The sequence below is a fragment of the Nonomuraea insulae genome, from assembly GCF_042656245.1.
Genome location: NZ_JBHSPA010000036.1, coordinates 62,473 through 78,726 on the forward strand (window position 1 = coordinate 62,473; position 16,254 = coordinate 78,726).

Consider the following 16,254-nt stretch of genomic DNA (forward strand, 5'->3'; position numbering starts at 1 on the left):
GCCGTACAAAACGTTAAGCGCAAGGAGCTGCGCGCGCCTTGCCTGACTCAACCCCCCAGGTCAGGAAAGAAACCACAGACCATGGCAGCAGCACACCTGTTCACGGCCTTACTCCTGGTGCTCCCCGGCGCCGCCGCCACGACCGCCACGACCGCCGCCGCGACGGCGCTGGTCATCCCGCCGGCCGACTATCAGCAGGTCCAGCTCGCGACCGGCGCGGCCGAGCTCGGCGAGGCGATGTCGCTGGCCGTCCTCCCCGGCAGAGGAATCCTGCACACGGCCCGCGACGGCACGCTCAGGTACACCGACCCGGCCGGCAACACCAAGGTCGCCGGCAAGCTGGAGGTCTACTCCCACGACGAGGAGGGCCTGCAGGGGATCGCCGCCGACCCCGCCTTCGCCACCAACCGCTTCGTCTACCTCTACTACTCCCCCAAGCTCACCACCCCGGCGGGCGACGCCCCCGTGACGGGCACGGCCGCCGACTTCGAGTCGTGGAAAGGCCACCTCAACCTCTCCAGGTTCACCCTGAAAGCGGACAACACCCTCGACCTGACGACCGAGAAGGTCGTCCTCCAGGTGCCGAACGATCGCGGCCAGTGCTGCCACGTCGGCGGCGACATCGACTTCGACAACGCCGGCAACCTGTACCTGACGACGGGCGACGACAGCAACCCGTTCGAGTCCAGCGGCTACTCGCCGATCGACGAGCGCACGGACCGCAATCCGCAGTTCGACGCCCAGCGCTCCAGCGGGAACACCAACGACCTGCGCGGCAAGCTGCTGCGGATCAAGCCGCAGGCCGACGGCACGTACACGATCCCGACGGGGAACCTGTTCGCGCCGGGCACGGCCAGGACCAGGCCGGAGATCTACGCGATGGGCTTCCGCAACCCGTTCAGGATGTCGGTCGACCGTCCCACCGGCATCGTCTACCTGGGCGACTACGGCCCCGACGCGGGTGTCACCGACGCGAACCGAGGCCCGAGCGGCCAGGTCGAGTTCGACCGGATCACCGCCCCCGGCAACTACGGCTGGCCCTACTGCACCGGGACCAACACCACCACCGAGACCTACAACGAGTACACCTTCCCCAGCGGCCCCTCAGCCGCGAAGTACGCCTGCGCGAGCGGCCCGGCGAACAACTCCTTCCGCAACACGGGCCTGCCCACGCTGCCGCCCGTCAAGCCGAGCTGGATCCGGTACGCGGGCGACGCGGGCTCGCCACCCGAGTTCGGCGGCGGCTCCGAGTCGCCGATGGGCGGCGAGGTCTACCGGTACGACGCGGCCCTCAACTCCGCCGTCAAGTTCCCCGCCGCGCTGGACGGCCGCTACTTCGCCGCCGAGTTCGGGCGACAGTGGATCAAGGCCGTCGAGGTCAAGGCCGACGGCTCGTACGGGACGATCGAGGCGTTCCCGTGGACGGGCACGCAGATCATCGACACCGACTTCGGCCCCGACGGCGCGCTCTACGTGCTGGACTACGGCACGGGCGGGGGCAACCAGGCGCTGTACAGGATCGAGTACATCGGCGGCACCAACCGCAACCCGATCGCCAAGGCCGCCGCCGACAAGACCTCCGGCCAGGCGCCGCTGAGCGTGGCGTTCTCCTCGGCGGGCAGCTCCGATCCCGAGGGCGGCGCGCTGACGTACGCGTGGACCTTCGGCGACGGCGCCACCTCCACCCAGGCCAACCCGTCGCACACCTACACCGCCAACGGCACCTACTCACCCACGCTCACCGTCAGGGACCCGCAGGGGCTGACGGGCACGGCGAGCCTGGTGGTCACGGTCGGCAACACCGCGCCCGCCGTCACGCTCACCCAGCCGGCGCAGGGCCAGTTGTTCTCCTTCGGCGACACCGTGCCGTTCGCGGTCACGGTCACCGATCCGGAGGACGGGACGATCGACTGCACGAAGGTCAAGGTGACGTACCTGCTCGGGCATGACAGCCACAACCACGCGATCACCTCAGGCACCGGCTGCACGGGCTCGATCGCGGTGCCGGTGGACGGCGAGCACGACAGCGCCGCCAACATCTACGGCGTCTTCGACGCCGAGTACACCGACAAGGGCGGCCTGACCACGCACCAGGCCAGAACGTTGCAGCCCAGGCACCGGCAGGCCGAGCACTTCGGCGCCCAGTCCGGCATCCAGAGCGCCGACCACGGCACGGCGGAGGGCGGCAAGACGGTTGGATTCACCGACAACGGCGACTGGATCTCCTTCCAGCCGTACGCGCTCGGCAACGCCACCAGGGTCACCACACGCGTGTCGTCGGGCGGGCCCGGCGGCACGATCGAGGTGCGCGCGGGCTCGGCCACCGGCGCCCTGCTCGGCACCGTGACCGTGGCGAACACCGGCGGCTGGGACACCTTCGTGAACGCCTCGGCGAACCTGTCCAACGCCCCTTCCGGCACCACGACCCTCTTCTTCGTGTTCAAGGGCGTGACCGGACAGGGGAACCTGCTCGACCTGGACGCGTTCACGTTCGAGACCGGTACGACCCCGACCACGGTGGAGGCGGAGGCGTACACGTCCACCTCGGGCGTGCAGGTGGCCGACCACGCGCCCGCCAGCGGCGGCAAGACGGCGGGCTTCGTCAACAACGCCGACTGGGTGGGATACTCGCAGGTCAGCACGGCCAACGCCAAGGGCTTCAGCGCCCGGGTCTCCTCCGCGGGCGCGGGCGGCGCCATCCAGGTCCGCTCAGGCTCGGCCACCGGCGCCCTGCTCGGCACGGTCGCCGTCCCGGTGACCGGCGGCTGGGAGACCTTCCAGAGCGTCACCACCACCTTGACGGGCACCGCGACGGGCCCGCTGTTCCTGGTGTTCACCGGCAGCGGCACCGGCTACCTGTTCGACGTCGACTCCTTCACCCTCACGAGGTAGGCACAGGGATGCGTTACTTCCTAGGAATCGTCCTCGCTCTGCTCATGTGCGTGATCACTCCCGCGGCCGTCACCGCCGAAGCCGCCGCCTACCAGGTGCTGGTCTTCTCCAAGACGGCCGGCTTCCGGCACGATTCCATCCCGGCCGGCGTCGAGGCGGTCAGGAGCCTCGGCGCGGCCAACGGCTTCACCGTCACCGCGACCGAGGACGCGGGCGCCTTCACCACGGCCAACCTGGCGAACTACCGGGCCGTGGTGTTCCTCAGCACCACCGGCGACGTGCTGAACGACGGCCAGCAGGCGGCGTTGCAGTCGTACGTGGACGGTGGCGGCGGGTTCGCCGGCGTGCACGCGGCGGCCGACACCGAGTACGGCTGGCCCTACTACGGGCAGCTCGTCGGCGCCTGGTTCAAGAGCCACCCGGCCATCCAGCAGGCCGTGGTCAGGAACGAGGACAGGTCGCACCCGGCCACCGCGCATCTGGGCCCGACGTGGACGCGCACGGACGAGTGGTACGACTACCGCACCAATCCGCGGCCCAACGTGAAGGTGCTGCAGACCCTCGACGAGAGCACCTACTCCGGCGGCACCATGGGGGCCGACCACCCCATCACGTGGTACCACAGCCAGGGCAGCGGCAGGTCGTTCTACACCGGCCTCGGCCACACCATCGAGTCATACAGTGACGGAAATTTCCGGCAGCTCCTGCTCGGCGGCATCCAGTACGCGGCCGGCGTGACCGCCACACCGTCCGCGATCGAGGGTGAGGCGTACACCTCCGGGCAGGGCGTGCAGATCGCCAACCACACGCCCGCCAGCGGCGGCAGGACGCTCGGCCACATCGACAACGGCGACTGGGCGGGATACTCGCAGGTCAACACGGCCAACGCCAAGGGCTTCAGCGCCCGGGTCTCCTCCGGAGGCGCGGGCGGCACCGTACAGATCCGCTCGGGCTCGGCCACCGGCGCCCTGCTCGGCACGGTCGCCGTCCCGGTCACGGGTGGCTGGGAGAGCTTCCAGACCGTCACCACCACGCTGACCGGCAGCGCTTCCGGCCCGTTGTTCCTCGTCTTCACCGGCGGCGCCGGCGCCCTGTTCGACATCGACACCTTCACCCTGAGCACCGCCGCCGCGCCGGTCTCACCGAACGTGCACGTCTTCTACTACCCCTGGTACGGCAGCCCGTCCGTGAACGGCGCCTGGCGGCACTGGGAGCAGGGCGGCCGCACCCCGCCCGCGGACATCGGCGCCGATCTCTACCCCAAGCTCGGCCCCTACGACTCCGGCGACACGGCCGCGATCGACCAGCACATGCGCTGGATCAGGCAGTCGGGGGCGGGCGTGCTCGTCTACAGCTGGTGGGGCCGCGGCGGCTACGAGGACAACCTGGCCCGCCGGGTCATGGACGCCGCCCAGCGCGAGGGCATCAAGGTCGCCTGGCACATCGAGCCGTACGCGAACCGCACCGCCGCGTCGGTCGTGTCCGACGTCCAGTACCTCAACCAGACCTACGGCACGCACCCGGCCTTCCGCAACGCGTTCTACGTCTTCGAAAGCCTGAAGATCACCGACTGGACGGCGCTCGACCAGGTCACCGGCGCCAACGTCGTGCTCGCCCAGACCACCGACACCTCAAAGATCGCGCACTTCTCCGGCCTGTACACCTACGACGCGATCGCCGGCGCCACCGCGCCCGGCTGGCAGCAGGCCGCCGCCTACGCCAAGCAGCACAACCTGATCTGGGCGCCGTCGATCGGGCCCGGCTACATCGACGACCGAGCCGTCCCCGGCAACACGACCCCGACCCTGGCCCGCGAGAACGGCGCCGCCTACGACAGGCAGTGGACCAACGCCATCAACACCGCCCCGAACTGGGTCTCGATCACCTCGTTCAACGAATGGCACGAGGGCAGCGTGATCGAGCCCGCCGTCGCCAGGTCCGGCTATCAGAGCTTCGAGGGCGCGTACGGCAAGACCGGCGCCGCCGCCGAGACCGCGTACCTGGACCGCACGCGCTACTGGGTGGAGCGGTTTCAGCCTTCGATCGCATCGGCCGTAGCGTCGAACTGATCACCGTCCGGCGAGGTGAGTCTTCACCTCGCCGGACGCCACGACGTGGCGGCGGCGGCTCGGCAGCATCAAGGTCGGGTGGGAGGCGCCCCAGGCCGCGCTCGCGCAGATGAACTCCTTGATGCGGGCGGCGGTCCGGCCCTTGACGACGGTGGACGTGGGCTGATCGTCGGGGGTCACCCGCTGGACGATGCCATCGCGGCGTCCGAGGCTGATGCACTGGATGGTGTAGCCGATCGTGGTCTCGGGAACCTTGCGGCCGGTCAGGCGCGCGGCGATGGCGTCGCCGGCCAGCCACGCCATCGGGTGTGCCGAGGCGCAGGACATCCGCAGCGGTTTGCCGCCCGCTCCTTCGGCGATCGCGGCGTCGCCGACGGCGTACACATCGGGGTGCGAGACCGAGCGCATGGTGCGGTCGACGACGATCCGCCCGGTGCCGGACACCTCCAGGGTGGTGGCGGCCGCGATCGGGTGCACGGTGAAACCCGCGGTCCACACGGTCACCTGGGCCGGAATCTCCCCGGCCGCGCCCGTGACCACGCCGTTCGCTTCGACGCGCGTGATGTCGGCATGCTCGTGGACCGTGATGCCGAGCCGGTCGAAGACGCCGCGCAGGTGACGCCGGGCCTTGTCGCTGAGCCAGTCGCCGACACCGGCGCGGGTGGCGATGGCGACCTTGAGGCCCGGGTGCGCCTCGGCGATCTCGGTGGCCGCTTCGATGCTGGTCAGACCGCCGCCCACGACCAGCACGGTCCCGCCCGGCTTCAGCTCGTTCAGGCGTGCCCGCAGTCGCAGGGCGGCCTGCTTCCCGGCGACGTCGCAGGCGTACTCGGCGACACCGGGGACGCCGTGGTCGGCGATGGTGCTGCCGAGGGCGTACACGAGGGTGTCATAGCCGAGGGTCTCGCCGGCCAGATCGACGGTCTTGCGGTCCACGTCGACCGCGGTGACCCGCGCCGTCCGGACCCGCACGCCGGTGCCCGCGCAGACCTCGCGCAGCGGGCGGTGCCGCAACTCCTGCCCGCTCGCGAGCTGGTGCATACGCACCCGCTCGACGAACTCGGGGTCGCCGTTGACCAGAGTGATCTCGACGTCGTCGCGGTGCAGCCGCCTGGCGAGGCGACCGGCGGCGGTGGCTCCCGCGTACCCGGCTCCGAGAACGACGATGCGGTGCTTCATGGCTTCGCTCCTGTCTGGTTGCGCTCACCTCCTGAACCGGACAGCCGCACGATCCCTGACAGGAAACGAGTGTGAAGTGGGTCACCACTTCTCCACGAGCGGGATATGGGGTCCGGTGGCCGCCCACTGGCGCGTGACGCGTTCCAGCTTGTCGGGGTTGACCTGGAGGTGGAGCGCCGCGACGCCGTCGGGGGTCGCGTCGAGGCAGAAGACGCCGAAGACCTGCCCGCCGGCCTCGACCAGCACGGCAGGACCGCCGTTGACGACGACGGCGTGAATGGCGGGGACGCCGACGAAGACCCGCTTGGCGTCGGTCGGCTGGAACAGGCCACGCAGGAAGCGCGCGATACCGAGCGCGCCGATGATCGGGCCCTTGCGGGCCGGAATCCGGCCACCGCCGTCGGCCACGCTGACCGCGTCGTCGGTGAGCAGCCGGATCAGCGGCTCGGTGTCGCCGCTGAGGGCCGCGTCGAGAAACTCCTGAACGATCTTCTTCGCGGCCGCCGCATCGACCTCGGTACGGGGCCGGTCGGTGGTGACGTGCTGCTTGGCCCGCCGGTAGATCTGCTGGCAGTTCGACTCGGTGAGGTCGAGGATCTCCGCGATCTCGCGGTGCGTGTAGCCGAACGCCTCGCGCAGCACGTACACCACGCGTTCGTTGGGCGAGAGCCGCTCCATGAGGGTGAGCACCGCCATGGAGACCGACTCGCGCTGCTCGGCGGTGTCGGCCGGGCCGAGCATGCGATCTCCGGCCAGGACCGGCTCCGGGAGCCACTGTCCCACATAGGTCTCCCGCCTGGCCCGCGCCGAGGACAGCTGGTTGAGGCAGAGATTGGTGAGCACCTTCGTCAGCCACGCCTCGGGCGTCTCGATCCGTTCCCGGTCCGCCGCATGCCACCGCAGGAACGCATCCTGCACCGCGTCCTCGGCATCACCGGCCGACCCCAGCAGGCGGTAGGCGATCGCCTCCAAGCGGCCTCTGAAGCTCTCGAACAGATCGGCCTCGTGCGTACGCGGTGACATCACCCTATGGTCGGCCATACGCGCAGCCATCGTCCACCGGCCCAACCCCGTGATCGGGCCCCGCCCGGCGATCGGCCCACTGGCTGATCGGCACCGCATCCGCCGGGTAGTTCGACCTGGCGATCTCCATCCGCTTCGCGCTCGTGCGCAAATCGTTAAGATCGGTGTCGGAACACTGCGGCGGGGGTGGCGTCAGGCGGACTCTCTGCGTACCAGCCGGGCGGGGATGACCACCTCGCTGTACGGTTCGCTCACCTTGCCCGCGAGCCGGTCGAGCAGTCTGCGCGCGCAGGCCTGCCCGATCTCCCTGGCCGGGTTGGCCATCGTGGTGAGGCGGGGGGTGACCATGCTGGCCGACTCGATGTCGTCGAACCCCATGATCGCCACATCGTCCGGCACCCGCAGCCCGCGCTCGACGGCCACGTCCAGTGCGCCGATGGCCATCACGTCGTTGGCGCACAGCAGCGCGTCGGGCGGCTCGGGCAGATCGAGCAGCCGCGCCGCGCCCATGGCGCCGCCCTGGCGGCTGAAGTGCGTATGCACCACAAGCCCCGCCACAGCCCCCCGACCCGTGTCCACGCCCACACCCCCTCCCTCGCCCTTGCCCTTCACCCCCGTGTCCGTGTCCGCGTTCACGTCTGCACCTGCGTCTGTGTCTGCGTCTGCGTCTGCCAGCGCGGCCCGGTAGCCGGCCACGCGCTCGGCGGCCGGCCCCTCCTCCGCGGGCCCGCACACGAACCCGATCCTGAGGTAGCCGCGGTCCAGCAGGTAGCGGGTCGCCTCCCTGGCACCGCTTTCGTCGTCGCTGTGCACGACGTCCACCCCGTGCTGGATGAGCCTGCCGCCGAGCCTGACCACCGGCATCCCCCTTTCGATGACCGGCAGCAGGTCCTCGGCGTGCGTGTTGAACACCGCGAACGCCAGCCCGTCGACCTGCCGGGCGATCATCTGCTCCAGCGCGGACCGCTCCAGCCGCCGCTCACCGTCGGTGTTGCTGATGATCTGGTCGTATCCGGCGGGCCCGAGGACGTCCTGCATGCCACGGGCGAGCGCCGGATAGAACGGGTTGGTGATGTCGGGAATGACCAGCCCGATCGTCTGGCTCTTGCTGGTTCGCAGGCTGCGCGCGAGCACGTTCGGCCGGTAGCCGAGCTGGTCGATGGCCTCCAGCACCCGATGCCTGGTCTTCTCCGCCACCGGGCGGCGCCCGTTGAGCGTGTGCGAGACGGTCGTCGCGCTCACCCCGGCCAGCGCGGCCACCCGCATGATGCCGGCCCTCTCACCCCGCCGACCGGCTGCGCCTGCCTGAACGTCCGCAACACCGCCCGAACCCTCACCCACCCGACCGGAAACATCGCCCGAGCCGTCACCAACCCGACCGGGAACGCCGCCCGAACCGTCACCCACCCGACCGGGAACGCCGCCCGAACCGTCACCAACCCGACCGGGAACGCCGCCCGAGCCGTCACCAACCCCTCCGGCGGTGGTGCGGACAGGCACGCCCTCGGCCAGGCCGGGAAACCCCTGGCCGAGCATGGCGAGCGCCGCGCCGAGAGCCCGGACCCCCTGTTCGAGAGCGTCTTCTGGCCCCGTGCCCGTGGCCATGCGGGTCAGGACCGTCTCCCACACCTCGCGGACGGGACTCAGCACGACGGCGGCCAAAATCCCCGGCGTGACCCTGTTCGGGCCGCGGTCGCGGGCGAGCACGCCGGCGAGCGCCCTCTCCTGCTCGGCGAACATCTCCCGCCCGAACGCCCGCAGGGCGGGACTGCCGTGATAGACCCGCGCCCACTCCACCAGCGCGGCCGGATCGGCCACGGAGGACGGCAACAGCGTCCGCAGCGCCCCCGCCACCGACTCCCCCGCCGGCCGCCCGCTCACCACCTCGGACGGCACCCCGGCCAGGAGCGGCCCCTCCTCGAAGAAGAGCTGCTCCTTGGCGGGAAAGTAGTTGAACACGGTCTTGGCTGACACGTCGGCCGCCTCGGCGACCTCGACCACGGTCACCGCGTCGAACCCGCGCTCACCGAACAGCCGCCGAGCCGCGGCGACGATCGCGCTCCGGGTCTCCGCCTTCTTCCGCTCCCGCCTGGCGGGGACCCGCTCACCAGAGGCCATGGCCGGAGCTTACATTCACCCGATCCTTACGTTGACTATAAGAAGCACGGCTCACCGTACGGGAGCGAGGTGGGATCCGCGTCTGATCATGATCTCCGTCACGATGAGGTTGACGACCCACCCGAGCACCTGCCCGATCGGGATCACGGACTGCGCGCCGGCGGCGATCGACCCGGCCTCCACCATGTCGCTGAACGGGATCTGGGCCAGCAGGATCAGCGGCACCAGGATGCGCGAGCTGACGGCGAGGAAGGTGAGCGCGTAATTGCGCATCATCCATTCCCGGTGCCGCGCGAAGTCGCGGCACCGGGCGGCTCGGAGGGCGAGCCAGCCGGTGACGAGCCACAGGACGGCGGGGATCACCAGCCCGATCTGGGTGATGAGGCGTCCCGAGAGCAGGGCCACCGGTATCCCGGCCAGCGCGGAGGGCAGCACCCCGGCCAGGAGATAGGACCGGCCGATGGCCCGGTGCACCCGCCTGCGTGCCCGGATGGCGGGGACGAACTGCAGCGGGCCGAGCACGAGCGCGACCAGCGCCGTGAAGATGTGCGTGACGAGCAGGTAGTAGTGCGCGCCACCGCCCACGTCGAGGCGGCTGTCGTCGATGTCGAACGTGAGGTACGGGGTGACGAGCACGGCCCCGAACACGGCCGCCAGGATCAGCAGCAGCCAGGCCCGGCGGGCTCTCGCCGGCTTGGCGGCGACCGGTCCGCTTCCCGGGTGGGTCATGAGGTCAGGCCGATCTCGCCGGCGCGTTTCAGAGCCTCGCTCTTCCGCGCCTGGATCTCGGGAAGGTGCGGCGTCCAGGGGCCGGAGCGGACGGCGTTCAGGGTCCACCCACTGGCCCCGCTGGCTTCACTCACAACCCCTGCCTCCTCAACGCTGGAGATGACCGTCAGGAGGCAAGCTACGGGTGCGCCGGGCGGGCGGTCGTCACCTTCTCGACGGCATCACGCGTACGCCCGCTGGGGTAGTCGCGGCGCGGGCCGCTCCGCGCCGGTCGTCGAGCTCAGGACGTGAACTCCGGCACAACGTGGGAAGAGCGCGCGCGCTTCACGCGCCGCAGGTAGGACCACGCTCCGACGACCAGCGCGCCCCCGAGTCCTCCGAACGCCAGCCCCCCGAACAAGATCATCCATGTCACGTCCCCGCTGCTGGTGAAAGGCGCCGGTGGCGCGAACCGCGGGATCACCCCGGCAAGGCTGAGCGGCACCATGACCAGCAGCACAACCCCGTACACCCCCAGGCACGACCCGACCCCCCAGGCCGGGACCAGGGGCAGGAGGGCAGGCACCCGCCGCCCGGAAAGAAGCAGGGTCCACCGCGGAAAGACCATCCCCCACCGATGCACCAGCCCCAGAGCGAGAAACACCCCGAGCGAGGCCGCCAGCACCGTCAGATCGACGCCGACAGCCGCCAGCGCCCGATAGACGGCGTCCCCATCGCTCTCGACTCCCCGCATCCAGGCCTGCCCGCTCACTCCAAGGGCATCACCGCCAAGGGTCCACACCGTCTTCACCCCCGCCCACGGCACCAGCCCGCACAGCAGCAGGCACACCGCCACCCGGACCCGGAACGAAGCAGCCATACGCCCTCCAGACGTCGAACACCCGTGACACCACAAGGGTCCTGTCCGTGGACGATGGGCACCTCCCTCACATGGGGGATTCACCTCCGCGAAACGGCCACCGGCCGTGCCCGCGCCCAAGAGCCGCCGCGAGAAGTGCCGGAATGCCGGATGGATTCTGGCAAGTCAGGAGGTTTCCAGCCAGATCGCCGCTGTTTACACTCTGTTCGGATTCACGCCGCCCCACCGGGCGGTCATGAAGATCGTCACCCACCGGGGAGGGTCAGTGCTCTCTCCGGTGTACCTCAAGACGGGGTGACACGGCGCCTCCTGGGCGGACTGGCGCATCCAGGCAGCCCCTCGACCAGGAGGTCCCCTCGTGTCATCCCGCTCCCGCTTATCCCGCGCACGGCGGCTGGGCTCGGTCGGCCTTGGCCTGAGCCTCGTCGTGCTCATGAGCCCGGCGCCGGCGCTCGCGTCCCCGGCCCCGCCCAGTACGCAGTGGACGGCGACCCCCCTCACGCCCGCCGAGATCGTCGACGGCGCCAAGTCCCCCACGGGCAGACTCGCCAGGAGCGACCAGTCGCTGCTGCAGGTCACCTCCCCCGCGCCGGTCAACGTCGTGGTCAAGCTCGACTACGACTCGCTCGCCGCCTACCAGGGCGGCCTGCCCGGTCTGGCGGGCACCAGCCCCGCCGTCACCGGCAAGGCGCTGGACACCAGGAGCGCCGAGGCCAGGAAGTACGCCCAGCACATCGAGGGCGTCGAGAAGGCGTTCCTGGACGAGCTGGCCGAGAAGGTGCCCGGGGCCGTGACCGGCCAGCGGATCAGAACGGTCTACGGCGGCATCGCGCTCAGGATCCCCGGTGACAAGGCCGCCGAGGTGCTGAAGCTGCCTGGCGCGGTCGCCGTACAGGAGGATAAACCTCAGCGGCTCCTCACCGATGACAGCCCGCGCTTCATCGGCGCCGACACCATCTACAACCAGCTCGGCGGCAGCGGCTCCGCGGGCAAGGGCGTGATCGTCGGCGTGCTGGACAGCGGCGGCTGGCCCGAGCACCCCTCCTTCGCCGCCGCACCCGGGCTACCCGCCCCTGGCCCGACCAAGGACGGCACGCCGCGGGTCTGTGACTTCGGCGACAACCCGCTGACCCCGGCCAACGACCCGTTCGCCTGCAACAACAAACTGATCGGCGGGCGGCCGTTCCTGGAGACCTACAACGCCGTCTTCGGCGGCGAGGTCTACCCCGACAGCGCCCGCGACTCCAACGGGCACGGCACCCACACCGCGACCACCTCCGCGGGCGGCCCGGTCGCCGACGCCAACCCCCTGGGCATCAGCCGCGGGCCGATCCACGGCATCGCGCCCGCCGCCGAGGTCTCGGTCTACAAGGTGTGCGGCGCGGAGGGGTGCTTCCCGTCCGACTCGGCGCAGGCGGTCGCGCGGGCCATCCTGGACGGCGTCCGCGTCATCAACTTCTCCATCTCCGGCGGCTCTGATCCGTACAGCGACCCGGTCGAGCTGGCCTTCCTGGACGCGTACGCGGCCGGCGTGCTGGTCTCGGCGTCGGCGGGCAACTCGGGACCCGGCGCGGGTACCACCGACCACCGCGGCCCGTGGGTGACCACGGTGGCCGCATCCACGCAGACCAGGACGTTCCAGTCCACGATCACGATGTCCGGCGGCGGCGCCACCGCGACGATCAAGGGCGCCTCCATCACCGCGGGCCTCGCCTCGCCGCTGCCGGTCGTGCTTGCGTCGGCGCCGCCGTACTCCAACGCCGCGTGCGACGTCCCGGCGCCCGCCGGGATCTTCGCCGGGAAGATCGTCGCCTGCGAGCGCACCCCCAACCGGGTGCTGAAGGGCTTCAACGTCAGGCAGGGCGGCGCGGCCGGGATGATCCTCTACAACGCCTTCCCGTTCGACGTCTTCACCGACTCGCACTGGATCCCGTCGGTGCACATCGACAAGCCCGAGACCGACACCCTGCTGGCCTTCCTGGCCGCGCACCCCGGCGCGACCGCGTCGTTCACCCAGGGCGCCAAGGCCACCTGGCAGGGCGACGCGATCACGCACTTCTCCTCCCGCGGCCCCGGCGGCGACTTCCTCAAACCGGACGTCACCGCCCCCGGCCTGCACATCCTGGCGGGCATGACCCCGACGCCCGAGTCGCCGCTCGAAGGGCCGCCCGGCAACCTCTACCAGGTCATCGCGGGCACCTCGATGTCGGCGCCACACGTGACCGGCGCCGCCGCGCTGGTGTTCGCCCTGCACCCGGCCTGGACGCCGGGACAGGTCAAGTCGGCGCTGGAGACCACCGCCAGGACCGCGGTCACCAAGCAGGACCGCACCACCCCGGCGGACCCGTTCGACATGGGCGGCGGGCGCATCGACCTGACCAAGGCCGGCGACCCCGGGCTGACCCTGGACGAGAGCGCGGCCGACTTCGTCGCCTCGGCCACCGACCCGCTCGACCGGATCGACCTCAACCTGCCCTCGGTGAACGCCGCGACCATGCCGGGCATTATCACCGCCAAGCGCACCGTCACCAACACCACCGGCAAGAGGCTCACCTTCTCCGCCTCGGGCAAGACCGTCAGCGGCGCGAACATCACGGTGCTGCCGCCGCTCCTGTCCGTCGCGCCGGGCAGGAGCGCCGACCTGAGCGTGGTCATCACCGCGCCGGAACTGCCCGACGGGCAGTACTTCGGCCAGGTGGACCTCAAGCAGGTCGGCGGCTCACGCGCGCTGCACCTGCCGGTGGCCTTCTTCCGCCAGGAAGGCGCGGTGCCCGTCGACCAGACCTGCGCGCCCGCCACCATCGCCAGGAACACCGGCGAGTCCACCTGCACGGTAACCGTGCGGAACACCACCCTCGCCAACGCCGAGGTGACCGCGCTCAGCACGCTCGACGCCCGCCTGCGGCTGACCGGCGTCACGGGGGCCACCAAGGTCGGCACCCAGGTCGCGACCACCAGGACGACGCTGGCCGCCACGCAGCCCGCCCGGCCGACGATCGCACCGGGCGCGGGACCGGCCGGCTACCTCCCGCTGGACGGCTTCGGCGTCACTCCGCTCCCGATCGGTGACGAGCAGGCGGTGAACTTCACCGTCCCCGCCTTCACCTTCGCGGGAAGGAGCTACACCAGGTTCGCCGTGACCTCCAACGGCTACAGCATCGCGGGCGGCACCGCCGGCGGCGACGACATATCCTTCCTCCCGCAGTCGCTGCCCGACCCGGCCCGGCCCAACGGCGTGCTCGCCTCGTACTGGACCGACCTCGACGGCACCGGCGCCCCGGGCGTCTTCGCCACGATCCTGGCCCAGGGCGCCAGCCGCTGGCTGGTGGTGGAGTGGCGGGTGAACCTCTTCGGCACCACCGACACCAAGGTGTTCCAGCAGTGGGTCGGGCTCAACGGCGTGGAGGACATCAGCTACGCCTACGACCCGGACCACCTGCCCGGCGCCCCTCCGGCCGGAGCGGGCCTGACCGTCGGGGCGGAGAACGACGCGGGCACGGCAGGTGACCAGATCACCGGCCCGCCTGCCGAGGACCTGGTCGTCAGGAGCACACCCGCGGTTCCCGGCGGCACCTTGACGTACTCGATGAAGATCAAGGGAGTCAGCCCGGGAGTCGGCAAGGTGACGACAGCCACCTCAACACCGCAGGTCAGGGGGATCACCGTCGAAGTGGACAAGATCACCGTCCAGTGACCCGGCGGCGGCTACGGGCGGCCCGCCGCCCGCAGCCGCACGCTGTCCCGTCGCGGGAGAAACCCATCGGGGCGAATCGCCGCAGGTCAAAGCCGTTTCGCCTGTCCCAGGGTGTCCCACCGCCATCGTCATGGCGAGCCCGTCCGGCTGCAATGGAGTCATGCCCCGAGCGACGGGGCGACCAGCCGGAAGTGGAGAACCAAGATGCAGTCTCGTATGCAGAACCCCGCCGTCGTCCTGCCCGGCGCGATGCAGCCCATCCAGGAGCTCTTCAAGGCCGTGCACGCCGGTGGAGTGGACGGTCAGACACTGGAGCTGGTGCATCTGCGGGTCAGCCAGATCAATGGCTGCAGCGCCTGCGTCGACGGGGGCGCCAAGACCTCCCGTAAAGCGGGAGTGAGCGAGGAGCGGCTGGCCACGGTCGTCGCGTGGCGGGAGGCCCCGTACTTCACCGACGAGGAGCGGGCGGCGCTCGAGCTGGCCGAGGCCGCGACCCGGCTGGCCGACCGTGCCGACGCGGTGAGCGACGAGGTCTGGGACAGGGCCGCCACCTATTTCGACGAGAAGCAGCTGGCCGCGATCGTCCTGATGGTCGGCGTCACCAACCTGTTCAACCGGCTCAACGCCACCACCCGGCAGATCGCCGGCGCATGGGGGTAAGGCGCGCCGTCCCTATCCGCATTCACTGACAAGGAGATTTCACCATGCAGGAAACGCCCAAGGCCGAAAAGAACTTCGACGGGTTCACCGAAGAAGAACGGGCGGCGATGAAGGAGCACGCCCAGGATCTGAAGAGGGCGGCACGCCGCGGCTCGGCCGCGGACAAGGCGGCGGAGGCGGAGCGGGACGTGCTCGCGAAGATCGCCGAGATGCGGGAGCCGGACCGGATCATGGCCGAGCGTGTCCATGCCGTCGTCACCGCCACCGTCCCGGCCCTCGCGCCGAAGCTCTGGTACGGGATGCCCGCCTACACGCTGGACGGCAAGATGGTGTGCTACTTCCAATGCGCGGCGAAGTTCAAGGCGCGCTACGCGACGTTCGGGTTCAGCGACCAAGCGAAGCTGGACGAGGGCGCGATGTGGGCGGCCGACTTCGCCCTGACCGAGGTGACGGCCGAGGTGGAGGAGCGGATCGCCGCGCTGGTGAAGCAGGCGGTGAGCTGAGGGCTCATGCGGGACGCCTCCGCCCGGAATCCCGGACGGAGGCGATCCCCACGCGCATGGAGAAGCGCGCGCTAGCAGTGGCTCACACCCGGGAACGGGTCCCTTGAGGTGTAGACGCTCTCGGCCGCGACGTAGCCGCTGCGCCCGGTGACGTCCCCGTACGTCCGGTACCAGACGTTGTTCCCGCCGCCGTGCTTCTGCCCGCGGACGTAGCACTGGAAGTAGCTGGGGTTCGACTTCAGCGTGTCGACGACGTCCTGGTCGTGCTCGCTGTAGCGCGCGCTGCGCCACAGGCTCACACCGGCCTTGTTCCCGCAGTACAGGTGCCCGCTCTTGGCGTAGCACGGCGGGTTGGCCTGAGCCTGCGCCGGACCCGCCACCAGCAGGCTCGTGCCGATCAGTGCCAGCCCGCCGACCGCCGTCGCGATCTTCGTGTGCAGTCGCATTCCAGATCCCCCTTGCCGAAACTGATTTGTCCTGGGCGATACTAGGAACGACGCCTTTTGATTCGTTATGGATGCGATTTAA

Annotated in this window: 12 protein-coding genes; 5 read left to right on the forward strand and 7 right to left on the reverse strand. The window is 70.5% G+C overall.

The genetic code is table 11. The features are described 5' to 3' along the window. The first annotated feature begins 81 nt into the window (after nucleotides 1–81). The gene (locus tag ACFPZ3_RS30975; RefSeq protein WP_379517816.1) at nucleotides 82–2,892 is read left to right on the forward strand and encodes a carbohydrate-binding protein; all 2,811 of its coding nucleotides are present in this window, start codon (nucleotides 82–84) and stop codon (nucleotides 2,890–2,892) included. An 8-nt stretch (nucleotides 2,893–2,900) separates the two neighbouring features. Further along, a complete protein-coding gene (locus ACFPZ3_RS30980; protein WP_379517817.1) occupies nucleotides 2,901–4,961 on the forward strand; it encodes a glycoside hydrolase family 99 protein in 2,061 nt (686 codons plus the stop codon). Here the strand turns inward: ACFPZ3_RS30980 and ACFPZ3_RS30985 are convergent, their stop codons facing one another. From ACFPZ3_RS30985 to ACFPZ3_RS31010, 6 genes are all read right to left on the reverse strand, one after another. After that, nucleotides 4,962–6,140 (reverse strand): NAD(P)/FAD-dependent oxidoreductase, encoded by a 1,179-nt coding sequence (locus tag ACFPZ3_RS30985; RefSeq protein ID WP_379517818.1) that lies wholly within the window; start codon nucleotides 6,138–6,140, stop codon nucleotides 4,962–4,964. 81 nt (nucleotides 6,141–6,221) lie between these two features. Further along, nucleotides 6,222–7,163, reverse strand: coding sequence for an RNA polymerase sigma-70 factor (locus tag ACFPZ3_RS30990; protein WP_379517819.1), 942 nt, complete (start codon nucleotides 7,161–7,163; stop codon nucleotides 6,222–6,224). A gap of 192 nt (nucleotides 7,164–7,355) precedes the next feature. Then, complete coding sequence (locus ACFPZ3_RS30995) at nucleotides 7,356–9,281, reverse strand: substrate-binding domain-containing protein (protein ID WP_379517820.1); 1,926 nt, start codon at nucleotides 9,279–9,281, stop codon at nucleotides 7,356–7,358. A gap of 51 nt (nucleotides 9,282–9,332) precedes the next feature. Further along, a complete protein-coding gene (locus tag ACFPZ3_RS31000) occupies nucleotides 9,333–10,010 on the reverse strand; it encodes a DUF2306 domain-containing protein (RefSeq protein ID WP_379517821.1) in 678 nt (225 codons plus the stop codon). Then, nucleotides 10,007–10,144, reverse strand: a complete 138-nt coding sequence (locus ACFPZ3_RS31005) for a hypothetical protein (RefSeq protein WP_379517822.1) — start codon at nucleotides 10,142–10,144, stop codon at nucleotides 10,007–10,009. The genes ACFPZ3_RS31000 and ACFPZ3_RS31005 overlap by 4 nt, the downstream gene beginning before the upstream one ends. Nucleotides 10,145–10,290: 146 nt before the next feature. Continuing rightward, on the reverse strand, nucleotides 10,291–10,869 hold the full coding sequence (locus ACFPZ3_RS31010; RefSeq protein ID WP_379517823.1) for a hypothetical protein: 579 nt from the start codon (nucleotides 10,867–10,869) through the stop codon (nucleotides 10,291–10,293). 358 nt (nucleotides 10,870–11,227) lie between these two features. Between ACFPZ3_RS31010 and ACFPZ3_RS31015 the strand changes: the two genes are divergently transcribed. The 3 genes from ACFPZ3_RS31015 (at nucleotide 11,228) to ACFPZ3_RS31025 (ending at nucleotide 15,726) form a co-directional block, all read left to right on the forward strand. Next, nucleotides 11,228–14,563, forward strand: coding sequence for a S8 family serine peptidase (locus tag ACFPZ3_RS31015; RefSeq protein WP_379517824.1), 3,336 nt, complete (start codon nucleotides 11,228–11,230; stop codon nucleotides 14,561–14,563). Between the two features lie 204 nt (nucleotides 14,564–14,767). Beyond that, complete coding sequence (locus ACFPZ3_RS31020; protein WP_379517825.1) at nucleotides 14,768–15,223, forward strand: carboxymuconolactone decarboxylase family protein; 456 nt, start codon at nucleotides 14,768–14,770, stop codon at nucleotides 15,221–15,223. Between the two features lie 44 nt (nucleotides 15,224–15,267). Next, nucleotides 15,268–15,726, forward strand: a complete 459-nt coding sequence (locus ACFPZ3_RS31025) for an iron chaperone (RefSeq protein ID WP_379517826.1) — start codon at nucleotides 15,268–15,270, stop codon at nucleotides 15,724–15,726. Between the two features lie 71 nt (nucleotides 15,727–15,797). Here ACFPZ3_RS31025 and ACFPZ3_RS31030 read toward each other — a convergent pair whose 3' ends face one another. Next, a complete protein-coding gene (locus ACFPZ3_RS31030; RefSeq protein ID WP_379517827.1) occupies nucleotides 15,798–16,172 on the reverse strand; it encodes a hypothetical protein in 375 nt (124 codons plus the stop codon). Nucleotides 16,173–16,254: the final 82 nt, after the last annotated feature.